Origin of the sequence: Streptomonospora wellingtoniae (assembly GCF_031845375.1) — a bacterium.
GTDB classification, from domain to species: domain Bacteria; phylum Actinomycetota; class Actinomycetes; order Streptosporangiales; family Streptosporangiaceae; genus Streptomonospora; species Streptomonospora wellingtoniae.
The window spans coordinates 65,724-90,422 of sequence record NZ_JAVREK010000002.1; the positions used below are offsets into that span (position 1 = coordinate 65,724).

Here is a 24,699-nt window from a genome sequence, read left to right on the forward strand (position 1 = left end):
GGTGCACAGTAGGACGGCCGACGACCGCCAGCACCAGGCCGGTGCGCGCCGCGACCCGTTCAGGGGCCTTCGTCCTCGGTCCCGTGGCCGGGCTCCTACTCGCCGGTGCGGGTCGGCCGCGCGGAGTCGCGGCCCGGACTCTCCTCCAGGTCGTGGCGGAGCCAGGTGCGGTAGAGGGTGGTGTAGAGGAGCGGCGCCACCACCGCGGTCACCGGCCAGACCACGTAGAGGAAGATCGCCGTGGAGGTGGGCAGGCCCCCCAGCGTGCCTGTGCCGTCCAGCGTCACGTGGGCGACGGCGAACAGCACCACGAGCGCGGCGCCGAAGGCGGCCACCTGGCCGACCATGGGCCGCGACCAGAGGTCGCGCCTGTTGAGCGAGCCCATCAGCATGAACACCGCTGCCAGCACGGGGACGGCGTAGTACACCAGGAACCACAGGTCGAAGAGCATTCCGGCGGTCGCGGCCGCGATGGTGGCGAAGGTGGCGGCCACCAGCGAGTCGACGCGGTCCGGGCCCGCGGGCCGGTCCCCGGCCAGCTCGACGAACCGTTCCGAGGACGTCCGGGAGGGCGCCGCGACGGAGACGGCGACGAAGAGCAGGATCCCGAGGCAGACGACCGCTCCGCCGCCCTGCAGGTACGCCGGCAGCGTGACCATGCCTTCGGCGGTCAGAACGGTCAGCGCGAGGTTCGCGACGATGCCGAAGACGACGGCTGCGGTGGTGGCCGACGCCGTGGCGCGGCGCCAGTAGAGGCCCAGGACCAGCGGCCCGAAGATGGCGGCCGCGAACGCCGCCCAGCCGATGGCGCCGAGGATGAAGACCACCTGGGAGAGGTAGAGGGCGAAGACCAGCGAACACGCGACGACGATCGCACTGGCCGCACGTGCCCAGAGGAGTTCCCTGCGGACCCGGATCCCCAGCGCCCCGGTGACGTCGCGCATCAGCGCCGACGCTCCGACGGCGATGAAGGAGTTGGCGCTGGACATGATCGCGGCGAGCAGCCCGGCGAGCACGAATCCCGCGAACGTCGGGGAGACCATGTTGTCCAGGAACCACGTGGCGGTGCTGTCGATGTTCTCCAGCTCGGGCGCCCGCCCGTCCATGGTCAGTCCGCGTGTCGCCAGCCCCACACCGAGGGCGAAGAGGGTCGTCACCGCGTAGGCCACGCCCGCGACGAGGGCGCCCCACTTCAGTTCGGCGGGCGAACGCAGCATCAGGAACTTGGTGATCAGCTGCGGCTGTGCCGCGGCGCCGAGGACGGCCAGGATCACGAAGGTCCAGATCCACGTCATCGGCTGGGTCGCATCGATGCGCAGGAACGAGACGTCCTGGGCGGCGATGCTTTCGAGCATCGCTCCCCAACCGCCGAGGGTGCTGGTTGCGACGACGAAGATGCCGAGGGACGTGGCGACCATGAGGATGCCCTGGATGAAGTCGGTCCAGGCGCCGGCGAGCATTCCGCCGACGATCGTGTAGAGGGCGACGACGAGCGATCCGATCAGGGCACCGGTGGTCGTCGAGGTGTTGAAGATCAGGGCGACGATCACGCCGATCGCGGTCACCTGAGCGGTCATGTAGGCGACCGCCCCGATGAACATGGCCACCGACATGGCCAGATGGGCCGAACGGCCCGGGTACCTGAGCCGGATCACGTCCGGAATCGAGTAGACGTCGTGCTCGCGCGCCAGCCGGTACAGCCGGCTTCCGAGCAGGAACCAGGACAGTGCGAAGGCCAGGGGCACGAAGAGCGCCGCTGCGACGATCGCCTGCACGCCCCATGCGTAGGTGTTGGCGGTGTGGCCGATCATGCCGAAACCGCTCTGGATGGAGGCGAACGTACCGACCGCCATCACCAAGAAGCCCAGTGTCTGACCCGCGACGAGGAAGTCCCTCGACGACTTCACCTTCGACCTCGCCCAGTAGCCGATACCGAGCATCAGCGCGAAGTAGATCAGGATGAACACGATCGCTGAGTTCATGCGCCTCAATCCTCCTAGAGCCCGACCTCCCCCGTGCGGTCTGTCATACTACGCAGTATTATGTGTTCCAGGACACAATAGTCAACCGTTCGCCGGTATCGGCACTCTCAGGGGGCGGGGCGGTGCGGCCCACCGCCGACCCGCCAGAAGGGGGATCGTTGAGCATCAGCGCTCAGGACACCGGGGCCGTCGGAGGGACGCCGGAGGCCAGGCACCGCATCCTGGACGCGGGCGCCGAAGCCTTCATGCGCCGGGGCTTCGCCGGTGCCACCCTCGACGACATCGCCGACCTGGTAGGAGCCACCAAAGGGCTGATCTACTACCACTTCCGGTCGAAGTTCGACGTGTTCCTGGCCGTGTACGAGGAGGGCATGAGGCGGGTCCGGGACCGCGTCGAGCCGCACGCGGCGGGCGGCGGCAGCGGGCGCGAGCGACTCGCGGCGATGTCCCGCGCCCACCTCCTCAACCTCATGACCGACCTCGCCTACCACCACGTGGTCCACCAAGGCGTACGCGCTCAGGACTCCGCGGAGCTGAAGATCCGCCAGCGCGACGCGCTGAGCGCGCTCAACGAGCTCAGGCGCGACTACGAGCGCATGTTCCGCCGGGTCGTGGCCGAGGGCATGGGGGACGGCTCGCTCCGCCGGGTCGACGGATCACTGGCCGCCCGGACCTTGCTGAGCAATCTGAACGCCGTCGACATGTGGTACCGCAAGATCGAGGGCCAGCCCGCCGAAGAGGTGGCGGAACTGGCCGACGACGTCGTCGACCTGCTCATCGGAGGCCTGGCCGCCGCGCCCGGCGTCCGGGGGGCGCAGCAGGCGGAGGGTGCCTGACCTCCGGTGGGGCGAGCCGCCGCCGTGGGCACGCCCGCCGCGGTCCTCCGGCGCGGGGCCGGAGCGACCGACCGGACCGGGGGAGGCGGCATCCACCGTTCGGCGGATGCGGGGGGTCGGTCGGATTCCCGGCGGATCGGGGCCCGACGGGCGATACGCGCCGGGGTGCCGGTGGGCCAGGCTCGTGGGTATGGCGATCATCGAGGCCGAAGGGCTCCGCAAGAGGTACGGCGACCGCGTCGTCCTGGACCGTGTCTCCTTCTCCGTGGAGGAGGGGGAGGTGTTCGGGATACTCGGCCCCAACGGTGCCGGCAAGACGACCGCCGTCGAGTGTGTGGAGGGCCTGCGGCGGCAGGACTCCGGATCGGTTCGGGTGCTCGGGCTGGATCCGCTGCGGCAGGGTCGGCGGCTGCGGGAGCACATCGGCGTCCAGCTCCAGCACACCCGGCTGCCCGAGAACATCAAGGTGTGGGAGGCGCTCGACCTCTACGCCTCGTTCTACGAGCGCGCCCGCGACTGGCGCGGGCTGATGGAGCGGTGGGGGCTTGCTGACGAGAGGAACGTGCGGTTCGGGAAGCTCTCCGGAGGGCAGTGCCAGCGCCTGTTCATCGCCCTGGCCCTGGTCGGGGACCCCAAGGTGGCGTTTCTCGACGAGCTGACCACCGGGCTCGACCCCCAGGCCCGCCGCGCCACCTGGGAGCTGGTCAAGCGGGTCCGCGCCGAGGGCGTGACCGTGGTCCTGGTCAGCCACTTCATGGACGAGGTCGAGGAGCTGTGCGACAGGGTCGCGGTCCTCGATCGCGGAGCCGTCGTCGCCCTCGACAGTCCTGCGGGGCTGGTCGACGGTGTCGACGCCGAGTACCGGATGAGCTTCCGGCTCCTGAACGGGAGTGACGCGAGCGTCCCCGATGCGGAAGGGCTGCTGGGGCGCCTCGACGGGGTGACATCGGTGTCCCGTGACGCGGACCTGGTCGTCGTGGTCGGGCGCGGCGACTTCACCTCCGCGGTCACCGCCTCCCTGGCCCGCGAGCGCATTCTCGTCGGCGACCTGCGCATCGACAAGCGCACCCTGGACGACGCCTTCATCGCGCTGACCGGCCGCTCCCTGCAGGCCTGAGCCGGGCCCCGCTCAGGCCTCGACCGCCGCGACCCGCCGGACCGGACCGGTCCCCGACGGCACGACGCCCAATAGGACGGAGAACCGCCGTGAACACCCTCGCCAAACTCGCCACCGTCGAGACCAAGCTCCTGGTCCGCGAACCGGGAGCCGTGTTCTCCCTGCTCATCCCCTTGTTCATACTCGTGGTCTTCGGTGGTGCGATCACGGAGGGGGACACCGTCCTGCTGCCGATGGCGGTGACCATGGCCATCGGCCTGGTCGGCCTGTACCTGCTGCCGACCACTCTGGCCACCTACCGGGAAAGGGGCGTCCTGCGCCGGCTCTCGGTGACTCCGGTCCGCCCCGGCAGCCTGCTCGCCGTTCAGCTCCTGCTGCAGTTGGTCCTGACCGTGCTGGCGGTCTCCTTGCTGCTCGGTGTGGGTATCGGCGTCCTCGGTGCCCGGGCGCCCGGGGCCCTGGTGCTCGCGGCGGTCTTCCTGTGCGGCACGGGTGCGATGTTCTCCGTCGGCCTGCTCATCGCCGCGCTCGCCTCCAACGGGCGCTCCGCCAACGGCTTCGGGGTGCTGCTCTTCTTCCCGCTGGCGTACCTGGGCGGACTCATGCAGCCCGCCGACCGGATGCCCGATATCCTCGCGCTGGTCGGCGGGTACACGCCGATGGGGGCACTCAGGCAGAGCCTCCACGACGTCTGGAGCGGCGTCCCCGCGCCGCTGCCCCTGGTCGTCATGGCCGTGTACGCCGTAGGCCTCAGCCTGGTCGCGGCCAGGTTCTTCCGCTGGGAGTGAGTATGCAGACGGTGCCGGAACGCGACCTCGCCCTGCGGGAGGAGCGGCTGCGCCGCCTCACGGCCTCCGTGCCCTACATCCTCCTGGCGGCCTCCACCGTCCTGACCCTGGCCATGCGCGACCTCTCCGCGGCGCGGCTGCTGGAGACGCTCGGACTCGTCATCCTCACCGCGGCCTTGCTGTGGACGATGACCGGCCTCAACCCCGAATGGACCACCCGCCCGAGGCCGATGGGCGCCTTCGTCGCCGCCCTGATCGTGATGATCGCGGTGCTGAGCACCCGCGGCATCTGGTTCGCGGGGTTCTTCGGCTTCGTCGGCTACGTGTACTCCTGGACGTTCCTCCGCGGCCGGTGGAGGTTCGTCGGGGTGGCCGCCACCGCTGCTGTCACCGTCACCGCCTATATGGGAGGCCTCCCCGACCCCACCCCCTCGTCTGTCCTCCTCTACCTGTTCTTCGTCGCCTCCGTGGCCGGTCTGGTCGCGGTGTTCAGCCTCGTCGGCGAGGTCACCGCGGACCGCAGCGACGAGCGCCGGCGGATGGTGGAGCGGTTGCGGGAGACCATCCGGGAGAACGAGGGCCTGCACGCCCAGTTGCTGGTGCAGGCCCGCGAGGCCGGGGCGCACGACGAACGCGAGCGCATGGCTCGGGAGATCCACGACACCCTGGCCCAGGGATTCGTCGGCATCATCACCCAGCTCCAGGCGGCCGAGCGCGCCGAGGACCGGGTCGGGGCAGAGGGCGGCGAAACCGCCGGCGGCCGCACCGGGCCCGCCGGCGCGGCGGAGGCCGACCGTGCCGAGCGGGGGATACGAACCGCCAACGCCATACGTCTGGCCCGCGAGAACCTGGCGGAGGCGCGCAGGTCCGTGCACGCCCTGCGCCCGGCGCCCCTGCAGGCCGCTCCGCTGCCCGGCGCCCTGGCCGCCCTCACGGCCGAGTGGTCCCGGCTCAACGGGGTGCCCGCCGACTTCACCGCCACAGGCCCGGTCCGTCCGCTGCACGGGGAGGTCGAGGCGGCCCTCCTCCGCACCGTGCAGGAGGCCCTGGCCAATGTGGCCAGGCACGCCGAAGCAGCCCGGGTCCGGGTCACCCTGTCGTACGCGGAGGACGTGGTCCTCCTGGACGTGCACGACGACGGAGCGGGCTTCGGGCCGCCCCTGCCTGCGGAGCCGGCTCCGGAGGAGGGCGCAGCCCACGGGCGCACACCCGGGGGCACGGACGGCGGGTTCGGAACGACGTCGATGCGGCAGCGGGTGACCCGCCTGGCGGGCACCCTGGCGATCGAGTCCAGACCCGGTGCGGGGACGGTGGTCTCCGCCTCCGTTCCCGCCGTTCCCAGGGAGGAACCCGGTGAGTGAAGCCCCCGTCCGCGTGCTGATCGCCGACGACCACCCCGTCGTCCGCGACGGCATCAAAGGCATGCTGACGGGTGATCCGGGGTTCGAGGTGGTCGGTGAGGCCGACGACGGCGCCCGTGCCGTCCGGCTCGCGCGGTCCCTGGAACCCGACGTGGTCCTCATGGACCTGCGGATGCCGGGCACGCACGGAGTGGAGGCCATCCGCGAGCTGGCCAGGCTGCAACTCCCGGCCCGGGTTCTGGTTCTGACCACGTATGCGACCGACAGCGACGTCGGTCCCGCCATCGAGGCCGGGGCCACCGGCTACCTCCTCAAGGACGCCCTCCCCGAGGAGCTGACGCGCGCCGTCCGCCTGGCAGCGCGCGGCGAGACCGTGCTCTCCCCGGCGGTGGCCGCCCGGCTGGTCGGCAAGGTCCGCGCACCCGCCGCCTCCCTGAGTGAGCGGGAGCTGGAGATCCTCCGGCTCATCGCCGACGGTTCCACCAACCGTGAGGCGGCGGCGCGCCTGCTCATCAGCGAGGCCACGGTCAAGACTCATGTCCTGCACATCTACGGAAAGCTCGGCGTCAGCGACCGTGCCGCCGCCGTCGCCGCCGGTTTCCGGCGGGGCCTGCTTGACCCGGGCGAAGGCTGATCCGGGTGACCGCGCGGCCGGGCCCGTCCCAGCCCCGTCGATCTTGTAGCCATCGCAAACGGAAATCGTTTTCCATCACGATAGCTACAAGATCGACGGGGGAGACGGCCGGAACACGCACTCCAGGGCCGTCACCGACATCGGCGCCACGGGGGCAGTCGCGGCCACGAGGAGCTCGCGCCCCAGCACCGCCCGTCCGTCCAGGAAGTCCAGAACGTCCCGCATGTCGTTGCGCGCGAACAGCCGGGCGAAGAACGCCGCACCGTCCAGGCGCCCGGAGTCCAGCGCGCGTAGCAGCACGGAGTCCATGGCCAGGTGCCGCCGCTTGTGGGGGATCGGCGGTGTCGGGGGCCGGCCGCGTTCCAGGTCGCGCACCACCGAGGCGACCTGGCGCTGGATACCGCTGAACGTGTATCCGGTGGACGGCCGGGTCGCGCCGCCGGCCGCTCCCAGCCGGAAGACGCACCGGCCCGCCCGTGTCGGCAGGCGTCCGTCCGTCATGGGGATGACCCCCTGCTCGGAGGCCGCGACCGTGAACCGCTCCAAGCCGAGCACATCTTGGGTGTAGCGGTGCAGAGCCTGATCATAGCCCTCGTCGTCCAGGACCCGGCGGGTGAACTCGGTGTACTCCACCAGCGCCTCGCGGGAGGAGAGCGGGAGCACATAGCCGAACGAGACGCCGTTGCGGGGCTGGGGAGTGCGCAGGTCCATCAGCAGCGCCGTCGCGGGGTCGAAGGCGTCGTGCGCGGTGTGCAGGAACCATCCGCGGAAGTGCTGCAGGAGCGTCGTGCGGGCGGCGGGCAGCGCCGTCGGCGGGCGGGAGTCGAAGACCCGGCGCGCCGTGAGCGACACCGGCGAACCGTCGGCGCCTTCGGCATGGACCGTCGCATGGTCGGCACCGTCGTCGATCGCCGTGACCGTCGCCGCGTACTGGTGGACGTTGGGCCCCAGACCCGCGCGGACGTACTCGTCGAAGTCCCGGGAGCGGAGCATCTTGTAGGACTGGGGGCCGATCGCCTGCTCATGCCCGGCGCCCGAGGGGGACACGACCGACACCGTGTCCCACCGGGCCGCGAGGACCGCGTCCCAGGGGCCCGCGCCGCGCTCCCAGAAGCACCAGGTCCGGTCCGGTGAGCGCGGTCCTCCGGCCGGCGGTTCGACGAGGGCGATCCGGGGCGTGCCGACGCCGGGCAGGACGATCCCCGCGGCGGCGCGGGCCAGGCTGAGGCCGGCCGCGCCGGCACCGACGATGAGCAAGTCGAATCCCCGCATGGCGGTTAGCCTGTCACGGAGGCCGGTTCCCTTCGCTGCGACTCGGAGGATCATGACCAGAACGGTCCGCGGAATGAAGGCCGGCGGGGTGGGGGACGAGTTCGACCGCGCCGCCGCGTCCTACGACCGCCTCGTCGCGGCGAACCCGGGATACCACCGGCACCTGCGCGTGTCGGCGCGCAGGCTCCGACTCCTGCGGGGCGGGGAGGGACTGCGCGTACTCGACCTCGGCTGCGGAACGGGCGCCTCCACCGCCGCTCTGGCGCGCGCGTTCCCCCGCGCCGAGATCATCGGTGTGGACGCCTCCGACGGCATGCTCGCCCGGGCCCGCGCCAAGCGCTGGGGTCCCCGGGTCCGCTTCGTGCACGCCCGCGCCGAAGACCTGGCAGCGGGCGACCTGGGCGGCCCCGCGGACGCGGTCTTCGCCGCCTACCTGCTGCGCAACTGCCCCGATCCCGATGCGGCCCTGGCGGCGCTGCGCGACCTGCTCAAGCCGGGAGGCAGGATCGTCCTGCACGAGTACTCCGTCGCCGACTCCCCGGCGGCGCGCGGCGTGTGGTCGCTGGTCTGCTGGGGCGTGATCATCCCGCTCGGGCGCGTCGTCACCGGGCGGTCCGCGCTGTACCGCTACCTGTGGCGCAGCGTCCTGGAGTTCGACGGTGCCGCCCGCTTGCGCCGGCGGATGCGCGAGGCGGGCCTGGAGAACGTCCGGACCCTGGCGCTGGGCGGCTGGCAGCGAGGGATCGTGCACACCTTCGCCGGCACGGTTCCCACCGCCCCCGGTCCGCGGTGACGTGGGCTCCCGCCGACCTCCGCGCCGAGGAGGTCGCACCCGCCGCGCCCCGGGCCGCCCGGCCCGCCGCCGCTCCGCGGGCGGCGGTCGTGGGCGGCGGCATCGCGGGACTGGCCGCGGCGACGGCCCTGGCCGAACGCGGCGTGTCGACCACCGTCTTCGAACGCGAGAGCGGGCTCGGCGGGCGCCTGCGGGGGTGGCCGACCGTCCTGGCCGACGGCAGCGACGCCACGATGAGCCGCGGTTTCCACGCCTTCTTCCGCCAGTACTACAACCTGCGGGCGCTACTGGCACGCCTGGACCCCGGCCTGGGCATGCTCAGCCCGCTGCCCGACTACCCGCTCGTGCACGCGAACGGCCTGCGCGACGGCTTCACCGGGCTCCCCGACTCGCCGCCGCTGAACGCCGTCGCGCTGGCCGTTCGCAGTCGGAGCTTCCCCGCCCGCGAACTCGCCCGGGTCAACCTCGCCGCCGCCCTCCAGCTCCTGGACGTCGACGTTCCCGGCGTCTACCGGCGACTGGACCACCGGGACGCGCCCGCGCTGCTGGAGGCGATCCGCTTTCCCCCGCGGGCGCGGCACCTGGCCTTCGAGGTGTTCTCGCGCAGCTTCTTCGCCGCTCCCGCGCAGCTGTCGGCGGCCGAGCTCGCCGTCATGTTCCACCTCTACTTCCTCGGCTCCAGCGAGGGCCTGCTGTTCGACGTCGCCAACGCGCCCTTCCCCCGCGCCTTCTGGAAGCCCTGGTCCGCCTATCTCGCACGCCTCGGAGCGCGGCAGCGGCTTTCGACGCCCGTCTGCGCCGTTGCACAGGGGACACGGCACCGCTTCGCCGTCCACCCGGAGGGCGGGGCGGCCGAGGAGTTCGACGCCGTCGTCCTCGCCACAGACGTCGCCGGCCTGCGTCACCTGACCGCCGGCTCCCCGGCCCTGGGCGGGCGGGACTGGCGCCGCCGGGCCCTCGCCGTGCCCAGCGCCCCGCCCTTCCTGGTGAGCCGGCTGTGGCTGGACCGCCCCGTGCGCGCCCAGCGCCCCGGTTTTCTCGGGACCGCCGGCTACCCCACGCTGGACAACATCAGCGTGCTGGAGCGCTTCGAGGACGAGGCCGCCCGGTGGGCGCGGCGCACGGGCGGCTCGGTCGTGGAGCTGCACGCCTACGCGCTGCCGGAGTCCTGCGACGAGCACGTCGAGCGGCGGCGCCTGATCGACCAGCTGCACCGGGTCTTCCCGGAGACCGCGCGGGCGGCCGTCGTGGATCAGCGCCACGAGCTCCGCGCGGACTGCGCCCTCTTCCCGCCGGGCGGCTACGAGCACCGCCTGGCCCCCGCCACCCCCGAGCCCGGGCTGGTGGTCGCGGGAGACCACGTTCGCGTGGACCTCCCGGTCGCCCTGATGGAGCGCGCCGCGACCAGCGGGCTGATGGCCGCCAACGAGCTGTTGGCCGGGTGGGGACTGCCTGGTCACCGGATGTGGAGCGTGCCCCGCCGGGGGCGGTGGGCACCGGTGCGGGCGCTGGCGCGCTGGGGGCGCTCCGGGGGTCAGCCGGACCTGCCGCCCGGCGTGCGCAGCGCGTAGCGCCGTTCCGCGTAGGAGATGTCGTCGCGCCACAGGCGCCGGGCCGCCGCGCGCATCAGGGGGCGCACCACCGGCGCGGCGCGGGCCGCCAAGGCGAAGCCGGGCCGTTCGGAGTAGGCGATGGTCGCCTCGATGATCGCTGTCGAGGGGACGCCGCCGCGCACGCCCAACGGGGTCGCGTGGGTCTCCACGACGCTTCCCTCCCCCTCGCCTTCGATGATGTGCATGGCCACGGTGCGCGGCTCCGGGCAGCTGAATGCGGCCCGCACGGGCACCCCCCACCGGCCGGCGACTTTGAACGCCACCTCGACGACCATCCGGTCGGGGTCCGGATCGCCTCCCGACGCCGTCTCGGTGACGCGCAGGCCCGCGAACGAGTAGGGGTGGAACCACGACCCGTGCCAGGGGTCGAGCCTGTTGGCCACCACGTCCTCGGGTTCACAGCGCCCGGCCAGGCTCTCCACCGCCGTGAGGGCGGTGGCGGACGCGGGCCGCTCGGGCAGGGCGGGGCGGGGGAGCGGCTCTTCGCCGCCGACCCGGTCCAGGCGGACCCACGCCAGCGTCCCGTCGTCATAGGCGGGATAGGGCTGCCACCCGGGGAAGCCCTCCGGCCCCAGGCCCAGGCCGTGCCAGCGGCACCGCAGCCTCCCCGAGTCGACGGCGCCCCGGCACAGCGGGGCTCCCAGGTGCGGGCAGGCGCCCGGCCCCGCGTACAGGCGCCCCTCGCCGTCGCGCCAAGCGACGATCTCGGTGCCGGCGACCATCCGCCCGAACGGGCGGTCCGGGCGGATCTCCGCGCTGGCGGCGAACACGTACCAGTTTCCGGACGGGCGGGCCAGCGCACGCTCGACAGCGGCGCCGATGACCGCGGGCGACGCCTCGCGCCAGGTGGGGCGCTGGCCGTTCCACCGCGTCGCGGGCAGTCGGCGCAACGGGAGCCGCCGGGGCTCGAATCCGGGCAGGGGCATGGTCGGCATCCTCCACATCCTCGGCGCCGCCGCCTGGGGACCCCCAGGGCGGGTCACGCGCTGAACCCGCGTGCGGCCAGGGCCCGGGCCAGCGCCGGCACCGCGGTGCGCACACGGCGGGAGCGCGCGACGCGGTGGCGCCGCGACCAGACGTCGTAGTCGGCTTCCTCGATCTCGTCCAGGATGCCCCGGTACAGCAGCAGGGCCGTTTCGACACACGGCCGCGCGACCGCGGAGAGCATCGCGCACCCCGGCTCGGCCTCGCGGTAGACCGCGCGGTTGAGGGCGACCACGTCCGCCAGAGCCCTGCGCACACGGGCGTCCTGGACGCGTGTGCGGCGGCAGCGCATCAGCAGGCCGCGGTCGACGCCGTGGCGGGCGAGCACGTCGGCGGGAAGGTAGACCCTCCCCCGGTCGAGGTCCTCGGCGAGGTCGCGCAGGAAGTTGGTCAGCTGGAACGCCGTACCCAGCGCCGCCGCGTGCGGCGCGGCTTCGGACCGGGGCACCACGGTGCCCAGGACCGGTAGCACCTGCAGGCCGATCACAGCGGCGGAGCCGTACATGTAGTCGCTGAGTTCGGCGTAGTCGGCGTAGTCGGTGACGGTCAGGTCCGCGCGCATGGACCTCATGAACGCGGCGAAGTACTCAGCGGGGATCGAGTAGCGCCGGGCGGTGTCGGCCAGGGCCCGCACCGGCGGAGCCTGCGCCCGACTGCCGGCCAGGGCCGCGTCCAGATCACGCTCGACCCCGTCGAGCAGCACCGCGCTGTGCTCGGTGGTCTGCCCCGGTTCGGGTTCGTCGATCATGTCGTCGACCCAGCGGGCGAATCCGTACAGGGCGTGGACTCCGGGTCTGCGCCCGGCGGGGAGTATCCGGGTCGCCAGGTAGTAGGTGCGCCCGTGCCGTGCGTGCAGTGCGCGGCTGCACGCGTAGTCGCGGCGCAGCGCGGTGTCGGTGATGCCCGCCGCGTCGAGCTCGGCGGCCGCCGCCCTCCCCGTCACCGCGCCGCCTTCCCCACGGCCGCCGCGCCCGCGATCCGGGCGGCCGCCAGTTTCCCGGACACCAGGGCCGTGGGGAGGCCGACCCCCGGCGTGGTACCGCACCCGGCCAGGACTGCGTTGACGGTGCCCGATACGCGGTTGCGCGGCCGGAACGGGCCCGTCTGGGTGAACGTGTGCGCCGTGGCGAAGGGCGTGCCGTAGGCCATGCCTGCGCGGGACCAGTCCAGCGGAGTGGTCAGCCGCTCGGTCACGATCGCGGACCCGAAACCCTCCAGCCCTCGCCGCTCCAGCGCCCGGACGAGGCTGTCGCGGTATCCGTCCGCCGCGCGCCGCCAATCGATACCGCCGGTGCGCAGGTTGGGGCACGGCGCCAGCACGTAGAACAGCTGGCGCCCCGGGGGCGCCAGCGCGGCGTCCGTGGCCGTGGGGCGGGTGATGAGCAGGGAGGGGTCGCTCATCGTGGTGCCGCGCCGGCAGATCTCGTCGAAGGTCCTCTCCCACGCGGCGCCGAAGGAGAGGGTGTGGTGCGGCGTCTGGGACCACGCGCCGTCGACCCCGGCGTGCAGGACCACGGCCGAGGGGGAGAACCGCAACGGGACCGGGCGCCACGGGGTTCGCCCGAGCAGGCGGTAGGACATGGGCAGGTCGGGGGTGAGCACCACGGCGTCGCAGTCGAGCCGCAGGCCCGCAGCCGTCTCGACCGCCGTGATCCTGTCGCCGCGGCGCACCAGGCGCCGCACCTCCTGGCCGTAGTGGAGGGTCCCTCCGGCGGCGGCCACGGCGTCGGCGAGCGCGTCGCTCAGCGCCCGCATGCCGCCGCGGGGGAAGTACACGCCCGCGACGGTGTCCATGTAGGCGATGACCGCATAGGCCGCCAGCGCCCGCTGCGGGGCCACGCCGGCGTAGAGGGACTGGAACGAGAAGATCCGGCGCAGGCGGTCGTCGGAGACGAAGCGCCCGATCGTCGGTGCGAGGCGCCCGAAACCTCCCATGGCGGCCAGGTGCGCGAGCTCCGGGGTGAGCAGCTGCAGCGGCGAGTCGAAGTTCGCGTCGATGAACGAGCGCATCTGGAGCCGGTACAGCCGGCTCAGCCAGGCGCGCAGGCGCAGGTAGCCCAGGGCGTCCCGGCCACCGGCCGTGCGGGCGACCTCCTCGGCCATCGACTCCGCGTCCGTGTGCACGTCGATGGTGGATCCGTCGGCGAAGCGGGCGCGGTAGGCGGGGTCGAGCCGGACGAGGTCCAGGCGGCGGTCGAGGGAGTCGCCCACGGCCGACAGGGCCTCGTCGATCAGGTGCGGCATGGTCAGCACCGTGGGTCCGGTGTCCATGCGGAAGCCGTCTACGTCCAGGCGCCCGGCGCGCCCGCCCGGATGCTCCTCGCGTTCGACGATCGCCACGGACCGTCCGGCCCCCAGCAGGTGCAGCGCGGCCGAGAGTCCGGACAGGCCGGCGCCGACGACCACGACGTGGTCGGTGCGTCCCGGAAGGGGAGGCGTCTGCGGCGGGCTCTGCTTCATGGCCCCTCTTCTCTGTCGGGGAGTGTCGGAGGACGCGCAGCCGGGCGGTGTGCCGGTGGGCGCGTTGCTGTCGGCGGCAGGGCGCGCTTCCGGTGTTTCACGTCATGCGCGCGATCGCCCCGTGGGCCCGGCGCCGGAGCTCCTCGCGCGCCACCGGGGTGATGGGCGCGTCCGTCAGGCAGCCGGTCCCCTGGTCCAGGAGCGCGGCGAGACGCTGTTCCACGGCTTTCCTGGCGCCCAGAGCCGCCAAGAGGTCGGCGACGGTGCGCACGTCGGCGTCGGTGAGTCCGGGGTCGCCGATCGCGGAGTCCAGCGTCTGCACCGCGTCGCGGTCCCCGCGTTCGCGTGCTCGCCGCAGTCCCACGGCCAGGATCAGAGTGCGCTTGCCCTCCCGCAGATCGGCGCCGACCGCCTTGCCCGTCCGCGCGGTTTCGCCGTACAGGTCGAGCAGGTCGTCGCGCAGCTGGTAGGCGGAACCGATCGCCTCCCCGTACCTGCGCAGGGCCGAGACGGTCTCCTCGCTCGCATCGGCCAGAGACGCCCCCAGGTGCAGCGGGCGCTCGGCGCTGTAGGCAGCCGTCTTGAGCCGGTTGACCCGCAGCGGGGTGGATTCCGCCGCGTCGGACCGGACCTGGGAGCGCAGGTCCAGGAACTGGCCCACCACCATCTCCGTGTGCATGGCCAGCCAGGGTTCGCGTGCCCGCTCCCGGGCGTCGGGCATGTGGCGCAGGGCCCCGGTGAACATGTCCTCTGCCCAGACCAGGGCCAGATCGGAGGCGAGCACGGCCGCGCTCTCTCCGTAGCGGTCGGGGTCGCCGAACCATCCCTGCGAGCGGTGCTCGTTCGCGAACTCCACATGGACGGCGGGCCTGCCGCGCCGAACGGCGGACCTGTCCATGACGTCGTCCTGGAGCAACGCGAACGCCTGGACGAGCTCCAGCGCCGAGGCGGCGCGCAGCGCAGCGGCGGCCTCAGGGCCGTCCTCGGCGCCGCCCGCGGCGCGCCAGCCCCACCAGGCGAAGGTCGGCCGGATCCGCTTGCCTCCGTCGAGGACGAACCGGGCCAGGCGGTCGAAGACCTCATCGGCGAAATCCGCGTCCAGGCCGAGAACGGTGAGACTCCGCCGTCCCAGGAAGTCCTCGAGGTGGCCGAGGACGGCCTCATGCAGAGCACCGTCCCGAAGCGCCGCGGAGCGGGGCTCGTCGCGCTGCTGTCGAGCGCCCGGGGTCCACACGCCCGGTCGGGGTGTCGTCATGCCGGCCTCCTGGACAAGCGGTCGCGTGTGTCGCTCTACCGGGTTCGGTCGAACGGCAGCCGTTCGTGCGCGTGCGGATCACCGCCGGTGCGCTCGCCTGCGCCGTCGGCCGCTGCGAGCACCGCGTGCTCGTGCCCCGCACCACGGTGGCCCATCGCGAGGTGAACACCCGTAGGTCACTCGGCGTACGCGCCCTCCTACCGCTGGTGACCACCCGGAGCCCCGCGAAGCGATACCGGCCTCCCTGGCGGTTTCTCCGAGGAAGAGCCCGAGAATATCGGCGGGCGGCCGCGCCGGGCGCCCCCGGCACGCCGAGCGATGCCGGGACTCTCGCCCGTCGCAGCACCGGCGATCTTGTATCCATCGCAAGTGGAAATCGCTTTCCTTCGCGATGGCTGAAAGATCGACGGGAAAATCCGCCTGCCACCAATCCGGCGCTCCCGGGGCGCCGAATCCCCGGTGTGAGCACCACAGGACAGGACGTCACCCGGTCGGCCGTACCGCGCCCGCGTGCGGCGGGAGCGGTCGCCGGGCTCCTCGCTGCCGGGACGGCTCTGGGAGTCGGTGAACTGGCCGCCGGCCTTGCCGGCACGTCGTCGCCCGTGATCGTCGTCGGTGACGCCCTGGTCGACAACAGCCCGTCGTGGGCCAAGGACCTCGCGATCGCGCTCTTCGGGACCTACGACAAGATCGCGCTGCTGACAGGGGTGTACTCGGCCGTCGCGCTCCTGTCGGCGGTCCTGGGCGCACTCGCACTCCGCCGCCCTCTGACGGGCTACATCGGGCTCGCGGTGTTCGCGGCGGCGGGTGCCCTTGCCGTGACCGTGCGCCGAACGGACGAACCGCTGGCGGTGGTCCCCGTGCTCGCGGGAGCGCTCGCGGGTGAGGCGGCTCTGCTGCTCCTGCTGTCCTCGCTGCGCCGGACGGCGCGGCCGACCGGTCCCGTCGGCGGCGTCTTCGTCCCGTCCGCCTACGGGGCCCCATCCGCCGCTTCGGGTGCCGCTGGAGGGGCCGGCGCCCGAAGCGGCGGGACCTCCCGCTCCGGTGCCAGCGGCGAACCCGGTGGTGGCTACCCGCACCGGTCCCCGAAGCATCGCGGCCTTGCCGCGCGTGCTGCGGGGACCGCGGCCGAGGCGGCTTCGCGCCGGCGCTTCCTGGCCACCGGTGCCGGGGTCCTGGCCGTGGCGGCCGCCTCCGGCGGTATCGGGCGCTTCTTCGCCTCCGGGCGCGGTGTCGCCGACAAGCGCGCAGCGCTGCGGCTGCCCGCGGCCGCCGCTCCGCTGCCGCCGCTGCCGAACGGCACTGATCTCGCCGTGCCCGGACTCCCTCCGTTCACCACGCCCAATCCGGACTTCTACCGCATCGACACCGCCCTGACGGTGCCGCGCGTCGATCCGGACCGGTGGCGGCTGCGGATCCACGGCATGGTCGACAGGCCTGTCGAACTCGACTACGACGCACTGCTCCGGCGAGCGCTGATCGAGTCCGACACCGCTCTGACCTGCGTATCCAACCAGGTCGGCGGCGATCTGGCCGGCAACACCCGGTGGCTGGGCGTGCGACTGGACGACCTGCTGCGCGAAGCGGGCGTGCACAGCGGCGCCGACCAGGTCCTGAGCACCTCGCAGGACGGCTGGACCTGCGGCACCCCCACCGAGGCGGTCCTCGACGGCCGCGACGCGATCCTCGCCGTGGCGATGAACGGCGAGCCCCTGCCCTTCGCGCACGGATTCCCGGTGCGGATGGTGGTGCCCGGCCTCTACGGCTTCGTCAGCGCCACCAAGTGGGTCACCGACATCCGCCTCACGCGCTTCGCCGACGCGCGCGCCTACTGGGCGCAGCGCGGATGGGCGCTCAAGGCGCCGATCAAGACCATGTCGCGCATCGACGTGCCGCGGCCGCTGGAGGAGACCAAGGCGGGCCCGACCACGGTCGCCGGCGTCGCCTGGGCGCAGCGGCGCGGGATCGAGGTGGTGGAGGTGCGGGTCGACGGAGGGACCTGGCGCGAGGCCCGCCTCGCCGAGGTGCCCGGGATCGACACCTGGGTGCAGTGGAGCGGGGAGTTCGACCTGCGCCCGGGACGCCACACCTTCGAAGTCCGCGCCACCGACAACAGCGGATACACGCAGACCAGTAAACGTGTCGAGCCCATCCCCGACGGGGCCTCGGGCTGGCATTCCGTGCAGATCACCACGGTGTGAGCACCCCGCGGGCGCCCTGTACGCACCGCCCGCACCCTGCCCCGACCGCAAATGAACGACGAATCAGTCAAGGAACGAGGATCATCATGGACACCATCAACGCCAAGAACGCCAACAGGTTCGGAATCGCTTCGGCCGTCGCCGTTCTGGCACTGGGGCTGTCCGCCTGCGGCGGCATGTCCGAAGGCGGCGACGAGCAGAACGCCGGCTCGGGCGGCAGCGGGGGAGCGAGCGAGGAGCCGGCCGAAACCGGGGGCACCGACGCGGCGATGGACGAGCCGTTCGGCCCGGCCTGCGCCGACGTGCCCGAGGACGGTGCAGGCAGCTTCTCCGGCATGGCCGAGGACCCGGTCGCCACCGCGGCGTCCAACAACCCGGCGCTGTCGACACTGGTCGACGCCGTGTCCCAGGCCGATCTGGTCGATACCCTGAACGGAGCCGAGGACATCACCGTGTTCGCCCCGGCCAACTCCGCGTTCGAGGCGATTCCCGAAGAGGACCTGAACGCGCTGCTTGAGGACAAGGAGCAGCTCACCGAGGTGCTGACCTACCACGTCGTCGAAGGCAAGCACGCCCCCGACGAGCTCGAGGACGGGTCCTTCACCTCGCTCCAGGGCGACAAGGTCGAGACCTCGGGTTCCGGCGAGGACTACACGGTCAACGGCGAGGCCGGGGTGGTCTGCGGCAACGTGCAGACCGCCAACGCCACGGTTTACATCATCGACGGCGTCCTGATGCCGCAGAGCTGAGGGCCCAGTGCCCTGATTTCGGCTCCCGGGCGGGTCGGCGCGGTGGAAACGGCCCGCCCGGGTAGTGGATCGGGACAGGAACGAGGACGATGAACGACGATGCCGTGCCCCGTCTGGCGGGCGATGCCGGTCCGGAGGCGCCGCCACGGGAAGGGCTGAGCGACCTGCTGCGCCGTGTCGCCCGCGGGGACGAACGCGCCTTCGAGCAGGTCTACGACCGCATGAGTCCGTCCGTGTACGGACTGGTCCGGCGCATCCTGCGCGATCCCGCCCAGTCGGAGGAGGTCGCTCAGGAGGTGATGGTCGAGGTGTGGCGCTGGGCCTGCCGCTACGACGAGCACCGCGGCAGTCCGCAGGCGTGGATGATGACCCTGGCCCACCGCCGGGCCGTCGACCGGGTGCGCACCGAGCAGGCGGCAACCGAGCGCGAGGCGCGGGCCGCCGCTGTCGGCGACGGAAGCCCGTACGACGAGGTCGAGGAGGAGGCCACCGGGCGGTTGGAGCACGAGCGCGTCCGGCGCTGCCTGGAGACGCTGACGGAACTGCAGAGCCAGTCGGTGCGTCTGGCCTACTACGGCGGATACACCTACCGTGAGGTGGCGAAGCTGCTGTCCTCGCCGCTGGGAACGGTCAAGACGCGGATGCGCGACGGACTGATCCGCCTGCGCGACTGCTTGGGGGTGGAGTGGTGACGTCCCGACTGCGCCAAGATCTGCACACCCTCGCCGGCGCCTACGCGCTCAACGCCCTGCCCGAGGACGAGCTGCGCCGCTTCGAGGAGCACCTCGCCCACTGCGAGTCCTGCGTCCAGGAGGTGCGCGGGCTCACCGAGACGGCGGCTCTGCTGGGCGCCGCCACCGCCCGGACACCGCCGGAGGACCTGCGCCGCCGCGTCCTGGAGGAGGTCTCCCGGACCCGCCAGCTCGCTCCGGCCGAAACCCGCTGGGCGGCGCCCCGCTCGCGGTGGTGGCGCTGGGGCGGCGGCCTGGTGCTGGCCGCGTGCCTGGCCGTGGTGCTGGCGCTGGGCGGGGTGGTCGCCTGGCAGCAGCGCCAGATCGCCCAGCTCGAAGAGAACGAGGAGTCGATCGCCGCGGTGCTGTCGGCGCCCGACGCCGAAGTGGCCAGCGCTCAGCCCGCCGAGGGGGTCGCGGTGACGGCGGTGTCCTCCGAGAACCGGGGCGACCTGGTCTTCAGCGCCCAAGGACTGGAGCCGCTGAGCGAGCAGGACTACCAGCTCTGGCTCGCCGACCCGGACGGCTCGGTGCGTTCTGCCGGTCTGCTCCGGGTCGATCCGGGCGGCGAGGTCCGCCCGCTGCTGGCCGCCGGCATCGGTGAAGCCGAAGGCATCGCGGTCACCGTCGAACCCGAGGGCGGCTCCGCTCAGCCCACGAGTGAACCGATGATGCAGATGCCGTTGAGCAGCTGACACCGCCGCCTCCGGAGCGACCACGCGCCCGCCGCCGGCACCGCCGGGGCGGGCGTCGTGTCGGCCGGCGGCGTGGAGGAGGGCCGGGCGCGGCCGACCGGCCGGCTCCCCGGGCCGCGGTCGCCGCATGTCCGCCCGCCTCGCCCTCGCCCTGTCCGAACGGCTCCGGCCCCGGCGGCCGGAGCCGACCTCCGCGCGCGCAATGCGCACACGTCGGAGAAAGTCGACCAATCCGCTCCCCGCTCCGGCCACGAACCCCTGGAGCACATCCGCATCGACTGATGCGCTCGCACCGAAAGGGGATCGGAGTCCGATGAGCCTCATGTCTGCGTCGGGGAGGGCGCGCCGGGTCGCGGTGGTCGGCAGCGGGGTCAGCGGCCTCACCGCAGCGCACGTCCTGCAGCGCGGCGGTGCCGAGGTCACCCTGTTCGAGGCTGAGAGCCGCCTGGGCGGACACGCCCACACCCACGACGTTCCCGGTCCGGCCGGCTCCGCGCTCGCGGTCGACAGCGGGTTCATCGTGCACAACCGGCGGACCTACCCGGAGCTGACCCGCCTCTTCGATGAGCTCGGCATCGCCACCCGCCGTACCGAGATGAGCCTGTCCGTGCAGTGCCGCGGGTGCGGCCTGGAGTACGCCGGGTCGCGCGGCATCCGCGGCCTCGCACCCGGACCGCACATCCTGGCGCACCGCCCCTACCTGCGCATGCTCACCGAGATACCGCGGTTCCACCGCTCGGCCCGCGCCCTGCTCGAACGCGCCGCCGACGACCCGCTCCTGGCGGCGGGAGGCCCCGCCCTCGGCGACTTCGCCCGCGAGGGCGGCCACTCCGACTACTTCATCGCGCACTACCTGGTGCCGCTCGTCTCCGCGGTGTGGTCCTGCCCGCCGGGAACGGCTCTGGACTATCCGGCGCGCTACCTCTTCACATTCCTGGACCAGCACGGGATGCTCTCCCTGGGCGGCTCACCCGAATGGCGGACGGTCGTGGGCGGATCGCGGACCTATGTCGAGCGCCTCGCCAAAGGGCTGTCGGCGGTACGCACGGCCACGCCGGTGCGCGCCGTCGTGCGCACCGCCGACGGCGTCGAGGTCCGCACCGACGACGGCGACGCGGCCGGCTTCGACGGCTGCGTCGTCGCCACCCACGCCGACCGGGCGCTGGAGCTGCTGGACGGGCCCACCGCAGAGCAGCGCGCCGTCCTGGGCGCCTTCGGCTACTCCCGCAACCGGACGCTGCTGCACACCGACACCGCTCTGCTGCCGCGCCACCGCGGCGTCTGGGCGAGCTGGAACCACCGGCTCGACTCCTGCACCCCCGGTGACACCCCCGTGCGGGTGACTTACCACATGAACCGCCTCCAAGGGCTCGACCCCGGCCGCGACTACCTCGTGAGCCTCAACGCCACCGACACGGTCGACCCCGACCGCGTGGTGGCCGACACGACCTACGACCACCCCGTGTACACACCCGCCTCCGTCGCCGCCCAGCAGCGGCTGCCCGACCTCGGCGACGCCGCGCTCGCCTTCGCGGGCGCCTACCACGGCTGGGGATTCCACGAGGACGGCTGCCGATCGGGCGTGCGCGCCGCCGAACGCTTGGGGGCGCGGCGATGAGTTCCGCTGCGGCGCCCGCCCTCTACGAGGCCACGGTCCGCCACACCCGGACCGAACCGGTACGCAACACCTTCGCCTACCGCGGCTACTACTGGCTGGTCGACCTCGACGCGCTGCCGCACCTGCCGGCTCCGCTGCGCCCGCTGGCCCGCTTCCGGGCCCGCGACCACTGCGGCGACCCCGGCGCCACGCTGCGCGCCAACATCGACGCCTACCTCAACGGACACGGCATCGACCTGCACGGGGGCCGCGTCCTGATGCTCGCCCACGGCCGCGTCCTGGGCCAGGTGTTCAACCCCATCACCGTCTACTGGTGCCACACGGCCGAAGGCGCATTGGAGTGCGTCGTCGCCGAGGTGCACAACACCTACCGGCAGCGGCACCGCTACCTGCTGCGCACCGACCATCGCGGGCGGGCCCGGGCGCCCAAGGAGCTCTACGTCTCGCCGTTCAACGCGGTCGACGGCGCCTACCGGCTCAGCCTGCCCGAACCGGGACGCACACTGCGGCTGGCGATCGCCCTGCACCGCGACGACCGCGCTCCGTTCACGGCGTCGCTGAGCGGCGTGCGCCGCCCGGCGACCCCCCGCGCGCTGCTGGGGCTGGCCCTCCGGCACCCGATGACGCCGCTGCTGGGCGCGCTGCGCATCCGCCTGCAGGGAATCAAGCTGCTGCTGCGCGGCCTGCCGCTGCTTCCGCGGCCGGAGCCCGCACCGGCGGCCGGCACGGCCCTTTCGGCCCGACGCCTCGCGCGCCCGCCGTTCGGGCGCGACGCCGCCGGGGCGCGCGCCGCGCAACCCGCACCCGACCCGACACCCGACCCGACCGATACGACAGCAGAACAGGCGGTGGATCGGCGATGAGCACCACCCACCCTCCGCGCGCAGCCCAGCCCGGCGACCCGTCCGGCGTCCGCACCCGCGCCGAACCCGGAATCGATCCCCGGCGCTGGCCCGACGTCGTCCGCGTCCCGCGGGCGCCCCTGCGCGGGCGCGCCGCACGGGCGCTGGCCGCGTACGCCTTCGCGCACAGCCCGATCCGCGTCGCCACCCCCGGCGGCCCGGTGCCCGCAGCCGGCGGCCCCGACGCGCCGCTGCTCGAACTGCACCGGCCCGACCACTTCTACCGCCGACTGGCCACCGCCGGACTGATCGGCTTCGGCGAGTCCTACATGGCCGGCGACTGGTCCGCGCCTGAACCGGTGCGGCTGCTCACCGTCCTCGCCGAGCACTACGGCGCTCTCGTCCCGCGGCCGCTGCAACCCCTGCGCCATGTGACGCTGCCGCGCCGCTCGCACCGCCACCGCAACACCCGCAGCGGGGCGCGGCGCAACATCCACCACCACTACGACCTGTCCAACGACCTCTTCGCGCTGTTCCTGGACGAGACGATGACCTACTCGGCCGCGCTGTTCGAGGGCGCCGCAGACGGCGGCCCCGCCGAGTTGGCCGCCGCGCAGCGGCGCAAGATCGACCGGCTCCTCGACGCCACCCGCGTGGGGGAGGAGACCCGCGTCCTGGAGATCGGCACCGGGTGGGGCGAGCTCGCCCTGCGCGCCGCCCGACGCGGCGCCCGCGTCACCTCCGTCACCCTCTCCCCGGAGCAGCGCGACCTCGCCCGGGAGCGCGCGCGGCGCGCGGGCGTCGCCGACCGCACCGACATCCGGCTCTGCGACTACCGGGAGGTCGAGGGCCGATACGACGCCGTGCTGAGCGTGGAGATGATCGAGGCAGTGGGGGAGCGGTACTGGCCGGTGTACTTCACCGAGCTGGACCGGCACACCGCACCCGGCGGACGGGTCGGCCTGCAGGCGATCACCATGGAGCACACCCTGATGCGGGCCTCGCGCGGCAGCGACACCTGGATGCACAAGTACATCTTCCCGGGCGGGCTGATCCCCTCCGTGCCCGCGATCGAGGAGCAGGTGCGCAGGCGTACCGGGTTGCGCATCGCCGACCGCCGCGCGTTCGGCAGCGACTACGCCGAGACGCTGCGGATCTGGCGGGAGAGGTTCGAGGCTGCCGAAGGCGAGGTCGCCGCGCTCGGGTTCGACGCCGTGTTCCGGAAGATGTGGTCGTTCTACCTGGCCTACTGCGAGGCGGGGTTTCGCGCGGGGATGATCGACGTCGAGCAGATCGTGATGGAGCGTGACCGGCCATGACCACCCGCCCCGCCTCTCCTGCCACCGGCTCCCGGCCTCCGTCCGCGGCGCCGGCCGCCGCAGGGCCGCCCGAGCCGCCCTCCGCGGGTACCGACCGGCTGCCCCGCGGCGTCGCGCACATGCTCGTGCCCGCCGCGGCGGGCCTTTTCGGCGGCCGTGCGCCGGTGCGGGTACGCGCCTGGGACGGCAGCGAGGCCGGCCCCGAAGACGCGGTCACCGTCGTGCTGCGCGACCGGGCCGCGCTGCGCCGCGTGCTGGCGCGACCGGACGAGCTCGGTCTGGCGCGCGCCTACGTCAGCGGTGAGATCGACGTCGAAGGCGACCTTACCGACGCCCTCGCCCGTGTCTTCGCCGACCTCCGCGACCGCGGCCCGTTCCGGCCCCGGCCGGCCGCGCTGGCGCGCGCCGCGCACACGGCCCTGGTGCTCGGCGCCGTCGGCGCGCCGCCTCCGCCGCCCGCGGCCGAGGCCCGGCTGAGCGGGCGCCGGCACAGCCGCCGGCGCGACGCCGATGCGGTCTCCCACCACTACGACGCCGGAAACGAGCTGTACCGGATGCTGCTCGACCCGTCGATGGCGTATTCGTGCGCCTATTGGTCCGACGCCTGCGTGCGCACCCTCGACCAGGCCCAGAACGCCAAACTCGATCTCGTCTGCCGCAAGCTCGCGCTGCGTCCGGGCGCGCGGCTGCTCGACCTCGGGTGCGGGTGGGGCTCTCTGGCCCTGCACGCCGCCGAGCACCACGGGGCCCGCGTCACCGCCCTGACCCTCTCGGCCGAGCAGGCCGGCTACGTGCGCGCACGCGTCGCCGAGCGCGGTCTGCACGAGCTGGTCGAGGTGCGGGAGGACCACTACCGCGACTTCGACGGCGAGGGATTCGACGCGGTCGCCGTGATCGAGATGGGCGAGCACGTGGGGCGACGCGAGTACCGCGCGTTCGCCGGGCGCCTGCGCGCTCTGCTGGCGCCGCACGGCCGCCTCCTGGTGCAGCAGATGTCGCGGCGCGGGCGCCGGCCCGGGGGCGGGCCGTTCATCGAGACCTACATCGCCCCCGACATGCACATGCGCCCGGTGGGTCGGACGGTCGAGCGGCTGGAACGGGCGGGTCTGGAGGTGCGCGACGTCCACGCGCTGCGCGAGCACTATGTGCGCACCGCCCGCGCGTGGGCGGCGGAACTGGAGCGGCGCTGGGACGAGGTCGCCGCCCTCATGGGCGCCGAAACGGCCCGGGTATGGCGGCTCTATCTGGCGGGCGGCGCGCTGGCCTTCGAGGAGGGGCGCATGGGCGTGGACCAGATCCTGGCCGTGCGCCGCGACCCCGCCGGCCGCGGCGGCGCCAAGGCACCCCTGGACGGCGCTGCGGCGGGCGGCGCGGAGCGGGTGCGCTGAACCGTGGTCGCCGAAAGCGCACTCGCCGGCTTCGGGATCAACCTCGCGGCCGCAGGGGCGG

At 73.3% G+C, this 24,699-nt stretch carries 21 protein-coding genes; 15 read left to right on the plus strand and 6 right to left on the minus strand.

Going from position 1 to position 24,699, the window contains the following annotated elements; all coding sequences use genetic code 11:
• Positions 1 to 95 precede the first annotated feature (95 nt).
• The gene (locus RM446_RS02105) at positions 96 to 1,982 is read right to left on the minus strand and encodes a sodium:solute symporter family protein (RefSeq protein ID WP_311543341.1); all 1,887 of its coding nucleotides are present in this window, start codon (positions 1,980 to 1,982) and stop codon (positions 96 to 98) included.
• Positions 1,983 to 2,140: 158 nt separating this feature from the next.
• Here RM446_RS02105 and RM446_RS02110 point away from each other — a divergent pair, with 158 nt between their 5' ends.
• The 5 genes from RM446_RS02110 (at position 2,141) to RM446_RS02130 (ending at position 6,718) form a co-directional block, all read left to right on the plus strand.
• On the plus strand, positions 2,141 to 2,818 hold the full coding sequence (locus RM446_RS02110; protein ID WP_311543342.1) for a TetR/AcrR family transcriptional regulator: 678 nt from the start codon (positions 2,141 to 2,143) through the stop codon (positions 2,816 to 2,818).
• A gap of 190 nt (positions 2,819 to 3,008) precedes the next feature.
• Entirely contained in the window at positions 3,009 to 3,935 is a 927-nt protein-coding gene (locus RM446_RS02115) for an ABC transporter ATP-binding protein (RefSeq protein WP_311543343.1), read from the plus strand.
• 89 nt (positions 3,936 to 4,024) lie between these two features.
• On the plus strand, positions 4,025 to 4,723 hold the full coding sequence (locus tag RM446_RS02120) for an ABC transporter permease (protein WP_311543344.1): 699 nt from the start codon (positions 4,025 to 4,027) through the stop codon (positions 4,721 to 4,723).
• A gap of 2 nt (positions 4,724 to 4,725) precedes the next feature.
• Positions 4,726 to 6,084 (plus strand): sensor histidine kinase, encoded by a 1,359-nt coding sequence (locus RM446_RS02125; RefSeq protein WP_311543345.1) that lies wholly within the window; start codon positions 4,726 to 4,728, stop codon positions 6,082 to 6,084.
• Entirely contained in the window at positions 6,077 to 6,718 is a 642-nt protein-coding gene (locus RM446_RS02130) for a response regulator transcription factor (protein ID WP_311543346.1), read from the plus strand. Before RM446_RS02125 ends, RM446_RS02130 begins: the two co-directional genes overlap by 8 nt.
• A gap of 84 nt (positions 6,719 to 6,802) precedes the next feature.
• Here the strand turns inward: RM446_RS02130 and RM446_RS02135 are convergent, their stop codons facing one another.
• Positions 6,803 to 7,990 carry a lycopene cyclase family protein gene (locus RM446_RS02135; protein ID WP_311543347.1) on the minus strand — a complete coding sequence of 396 codons (1,188 nt, stop codon included), beginning with the start codon at positions 7,988 to 7,990 and terminating at the stop codon, positions 6,803 to 6,805.
• Positions 7,991 to 8,042: 52 nt separating this feature from the next.
• Here RM446_RS02135 and RM446_RS02140 point away from each other — a divergent pair, with 52 nt between their 5' ends.
• Positions 8,043 to 8,783 (plus strand): class I SAM-dependent methyltransferase, encoded by a 741-nt coding sequence (locus RM446_RS02140; protein WP_311543348.1) that lies wholly within the window; start codon positions 8,043 to 8,045, stop codon positions 8,781 to 8,783.
• A complete protein-coding gene (locus RM446_RS02145) occupies positions 8,780 to 10,354 on the plus strand; it encodes an FAD-dependent oxidoreductase (protein ID WP_311543349.1) in 1,575 nt (524 codons plus the stop codon). The genes RM446_RS02140 and RM446_RS02145 overlap by 4 nt, the downstream gene beginning before the upstream one ends.
• Here RM446_RS02145 and RM446_RS02150 read toward each other — a convergent pair.
• The 4 genes from RM446_RS02150 to RM446_RS02165 all read right to left on the minus strand — a co-directional run bounded on the left by RM446_RS02150 (position 10,318) and on the right by RM446_RS02165 (position 15,095).
• The gene (locus RM446_RS02150) at positions 10,318 to 11,322 is read right to left on the minus strand and encodes a DUF5914 domain-containing protein (protein ID WP_311543599.1); all 1,005 of its coding nucleotides are present in this window, start codon (positions 11,320 to 11,322) and stop codon (positions 10,318 to 10,320) included. The two genes, RM446_RS02145 and RM446_RS02150, sit on opposite strands and share 37 nt — an antisense overlap.
• 53 nt (positions 11,323 to 11,375) lie before the next feature.
• The gene (locus RM446_RS02155; protein WP_311543350.1) at positions 11,376 to 12,323 is read right to left on the minus strand and encodes a phytoene/squalene synthase family protein; all 948 of its coding nucleotides are present in this window, start codon (positions 12,321 to 12,323) and stop codon (positions 11,376 to 11,378) included.
• Positions 12,320 to 13,840: a phytoene desaturase family protein gene (gene crtI, locus RM446_RS02160; protein ID WP_311543351.1), complete on the minus strand. Its 1,521-nt coding sequence runs from the start codon at positions 13,838 to 13,840 to the stop codon at positions 12,320 to 12,322. Before crtI ends, RM446_RS02155 begins: the two co-directional genes overlap by 4 nt.
• Before the next feature lie 97 nt (positions 13,841 to 13,937).
• On the minus strand, positions 13,938 to 15,095 hold the full coding sequence (locus tag RM446_RS02165) for a polyprenyl synthetase family protein (protein WP_311543352.1): 1,158 nt from the start codon (positions 15,093 to 15,095) through the stop codon (positions 13,938 to 13,940).
• A gap of 461 nt (positions 15,096 to 15,556) precedes the next feature.
• Here RM446_RS02165 and RM446_RS02170 point away from each other — a divergent pair, with 461 nt between their 5' ends.
• The 8 genes from RM446_RS02170 to RM446_RS02205 all read left to right on the plus strand — a co-directional run bounded on the left by RM446_RS02170 (position 15,557) and on the right by RM446_RS02205 (position 24,638).
• Entirely contained in the window at positions 15,557 to 17,296 is a 1,740-nt protein-coding gene (locus tag RM446_RS02170) for a molybdopterin-dependent oxidoreductase (RefSeq protein ID WP_311543353.1), read from the plus strand.
• Positions 17,297 to 17,382: 86 nt separating this feature from the next.
• Positions 17,383 to 18,045 (plus strand): fasciclin domain-containing protein, encoded by a 663-nt coding sequence (locus tag RM446_RS02175; RefSeq protein WP_311543354.1) that lies wholly within the window; start codon positions 17,383 to 17,385, stop codon positions 18,043 to 18,045.
• Between the two features lie 89 nt (positions 18,046 to 18,134).
• Complete coding sequence (gene sigK / locus RM446_RS02180; RefSeq protein ID WP_311543355.1) at positions 18,135 to 18,737, plus strand: ECF RNA polymerase sigma factor SigK; 603 nt, start codon at positions 18,135 to 18,137, stop codon at positions 18,735 to 18,737.
• Positions 18,734 to 19,471: an anti-sigma factor gene (locus RM446_RS02185; RefSeq protein ID WP_311543356.1), complete on the plus strand. Its 738-nt coding sequence runs from the start codon at positions 18,734 to 18,736 to the stop codon at positions 19,469 to 19,471. Before sigK ends, RM446_RS02185 begins: the two co-directional genes overlap by 4 nt.
• Positions 19,472 to 19,784: 313 nt before the next feature.
• The gene (locus RM446_RS02190; protein WP_398694285.1) at positions 19,785 to 21,089 is read left to right on the plus strand and encodes an NAD(P)/FAD-dependent oxidoreductase; all 1,305 of its coding nucleotides are present in this window, start codon (positions 19,785 to 19,787) and stop codon (positions 21,087 to 21,089) included.
• Positions 21,086 to 21,952 (plus strand): DUF1365 domain-containing protein, encoded by an 867-nt coding sequence (locus tag RM446_RS02195; RefSeq protein WP_311543357.1) that lies wholly within the window; start codon positions 21,086 to 21,088, stop codon positions 21,950 to 21,952. Before RM446_RS02190 ends, RM446_RS02195 begins: the two co-directional genes overlap by 4 nt.
• Positions 21,949 to 23,250: a cyclopropane-fatty-acyl-phospholipid synthase family protein gene (locus RM446_RS02200; protein ID WP_311543358.1), complete on the plus strand. Its 1,302-nt coding sequence runs from the start codon at positions 21,949 to 21,951 to the stop codon at positions 23,248 to 23,250. Before RM446_RS02195 ends, RM446_RS02200 begins: the two co-directional genes overlap by 4 nt.
• Positions 23,247 to 24,638: a class I SAM-dependent methyltransferase gene (locus RM446_RS02205; protein ID WP_398694287.1), complete on the plus strand. Its 1,392-nt coding sequence runs from the start codon at positions 23,247 to 23,249 to the stop codon at positions 24,636 to 24,638. The genes RM446_RS02200 and RM446_RS02205 overlap by 4 nt, the downstream gene beginning before the upstream one ends.
• Positions 24,639 to 24,699: the final 61 nt, after the last annotated feature.

Excerpts from the sequence above, each read along its gene's own strand:
- RM446_RS02105 (WP_311543341.1), bottom strand. The coding sequence starts at position 1,982 with ATGAACTCAGCGATCGTGTTCATCCTGATCTACTTCGCGCTGATGCTC.
- RM446_RS02115 (WP_311543343.1), top strand. The coding sequence starts at position 3,009 with ATGGCGATCATCGAGGCCGAAGGGCTCCGCAAGAGGTACGGCGACCGC.
- RM446_RS02125 (WP_311543345.1), top strand. The coding sequence starts at position 4,726 with ATGCAGACGGTGCCGGAACGCGACCTCGCCCTGCGGGAGGAGCGGCTG.
- RM446_RS02135 (WP_311543347.1), bottom strand. The coding sequence starts at position 7,990 with ATGCGGGGATTCGACTTGCTCATCGTCGGTGCCGGCGCGGCCGGCCTC.
- RM446_RS02140 (WP_311543348.1), top strand. The coding sequence starts at position 8,043 with ATGACCAGAACGGTCCGCGGAATGAAGGCCGGCGGGGTGGGGGACGAG.
- RM446_RS02150 (WP_311543599.1), bottom strand. The coding sequence starts at position 11,322 with ATGCCCCTGCCCGGATTCGAGCCCCGGCGGCTCCCGTTGCGCCGACTG.
- crtI (WP_311543351.1), bottom strand. The coding sequence starts at position 13,840 with ATGAAGCAGAGCCCGCCGCAGACGCCTCCCCTTCCGGGACGCACCGAC.
- RM446_RS02165 (WP_311543352.1), bottom strand. The coding sequence starts at position 15,095 with ATGACGACACCCCGACCGGGCGTGTGGACCCCGGGCGCTCGACAGCAG.
- RM446_RS02175 (WP_311543354.1), top strand. The coding sequence starts at position 17,383 with ATGGACACCATCAACGCCAAGAACGCCAACAGGTTCGGAATCGCTTCG.
- sigK (WP_311543355.1), top strand. The coding sequence starts at position 18,135 with ATGAACGACGATGCCGTGCCCCGTCTGGCGGGCGATGCCGGTCCGGAG.
- RM446_RS02190 (WP_398694285.1), top strand. The coding sequence starts at position 19,785 with ATGAGCCTCATGTCTGCGTCGGGGAGGGCGCGCCGGGTCGCGGTGGTC.
- RM446_RS02195 (WP_311543357.1), top strand. The coding sequence starts at position 21,086 with ATGAGTTCCGCTGCGGCGCCCGCCCTCTACGAGGCCACGGTCCGCCAC.
- RM446_RS02200 (WP_311543358.1), top strand. The coding sequence starts at position 21,949 with ATGAGCACCACCCACCCTCCGCGCGCAGCCCAGCCCGGCGACCCGTCC.
- RM446_RS02205 (WP_398694287.1), top strand. The coding sequence starts at position 23,247 with ATGACCACCCGCCCCGCCTCTCCTGCCACCGGCTCCCGGCCTCCGTCC.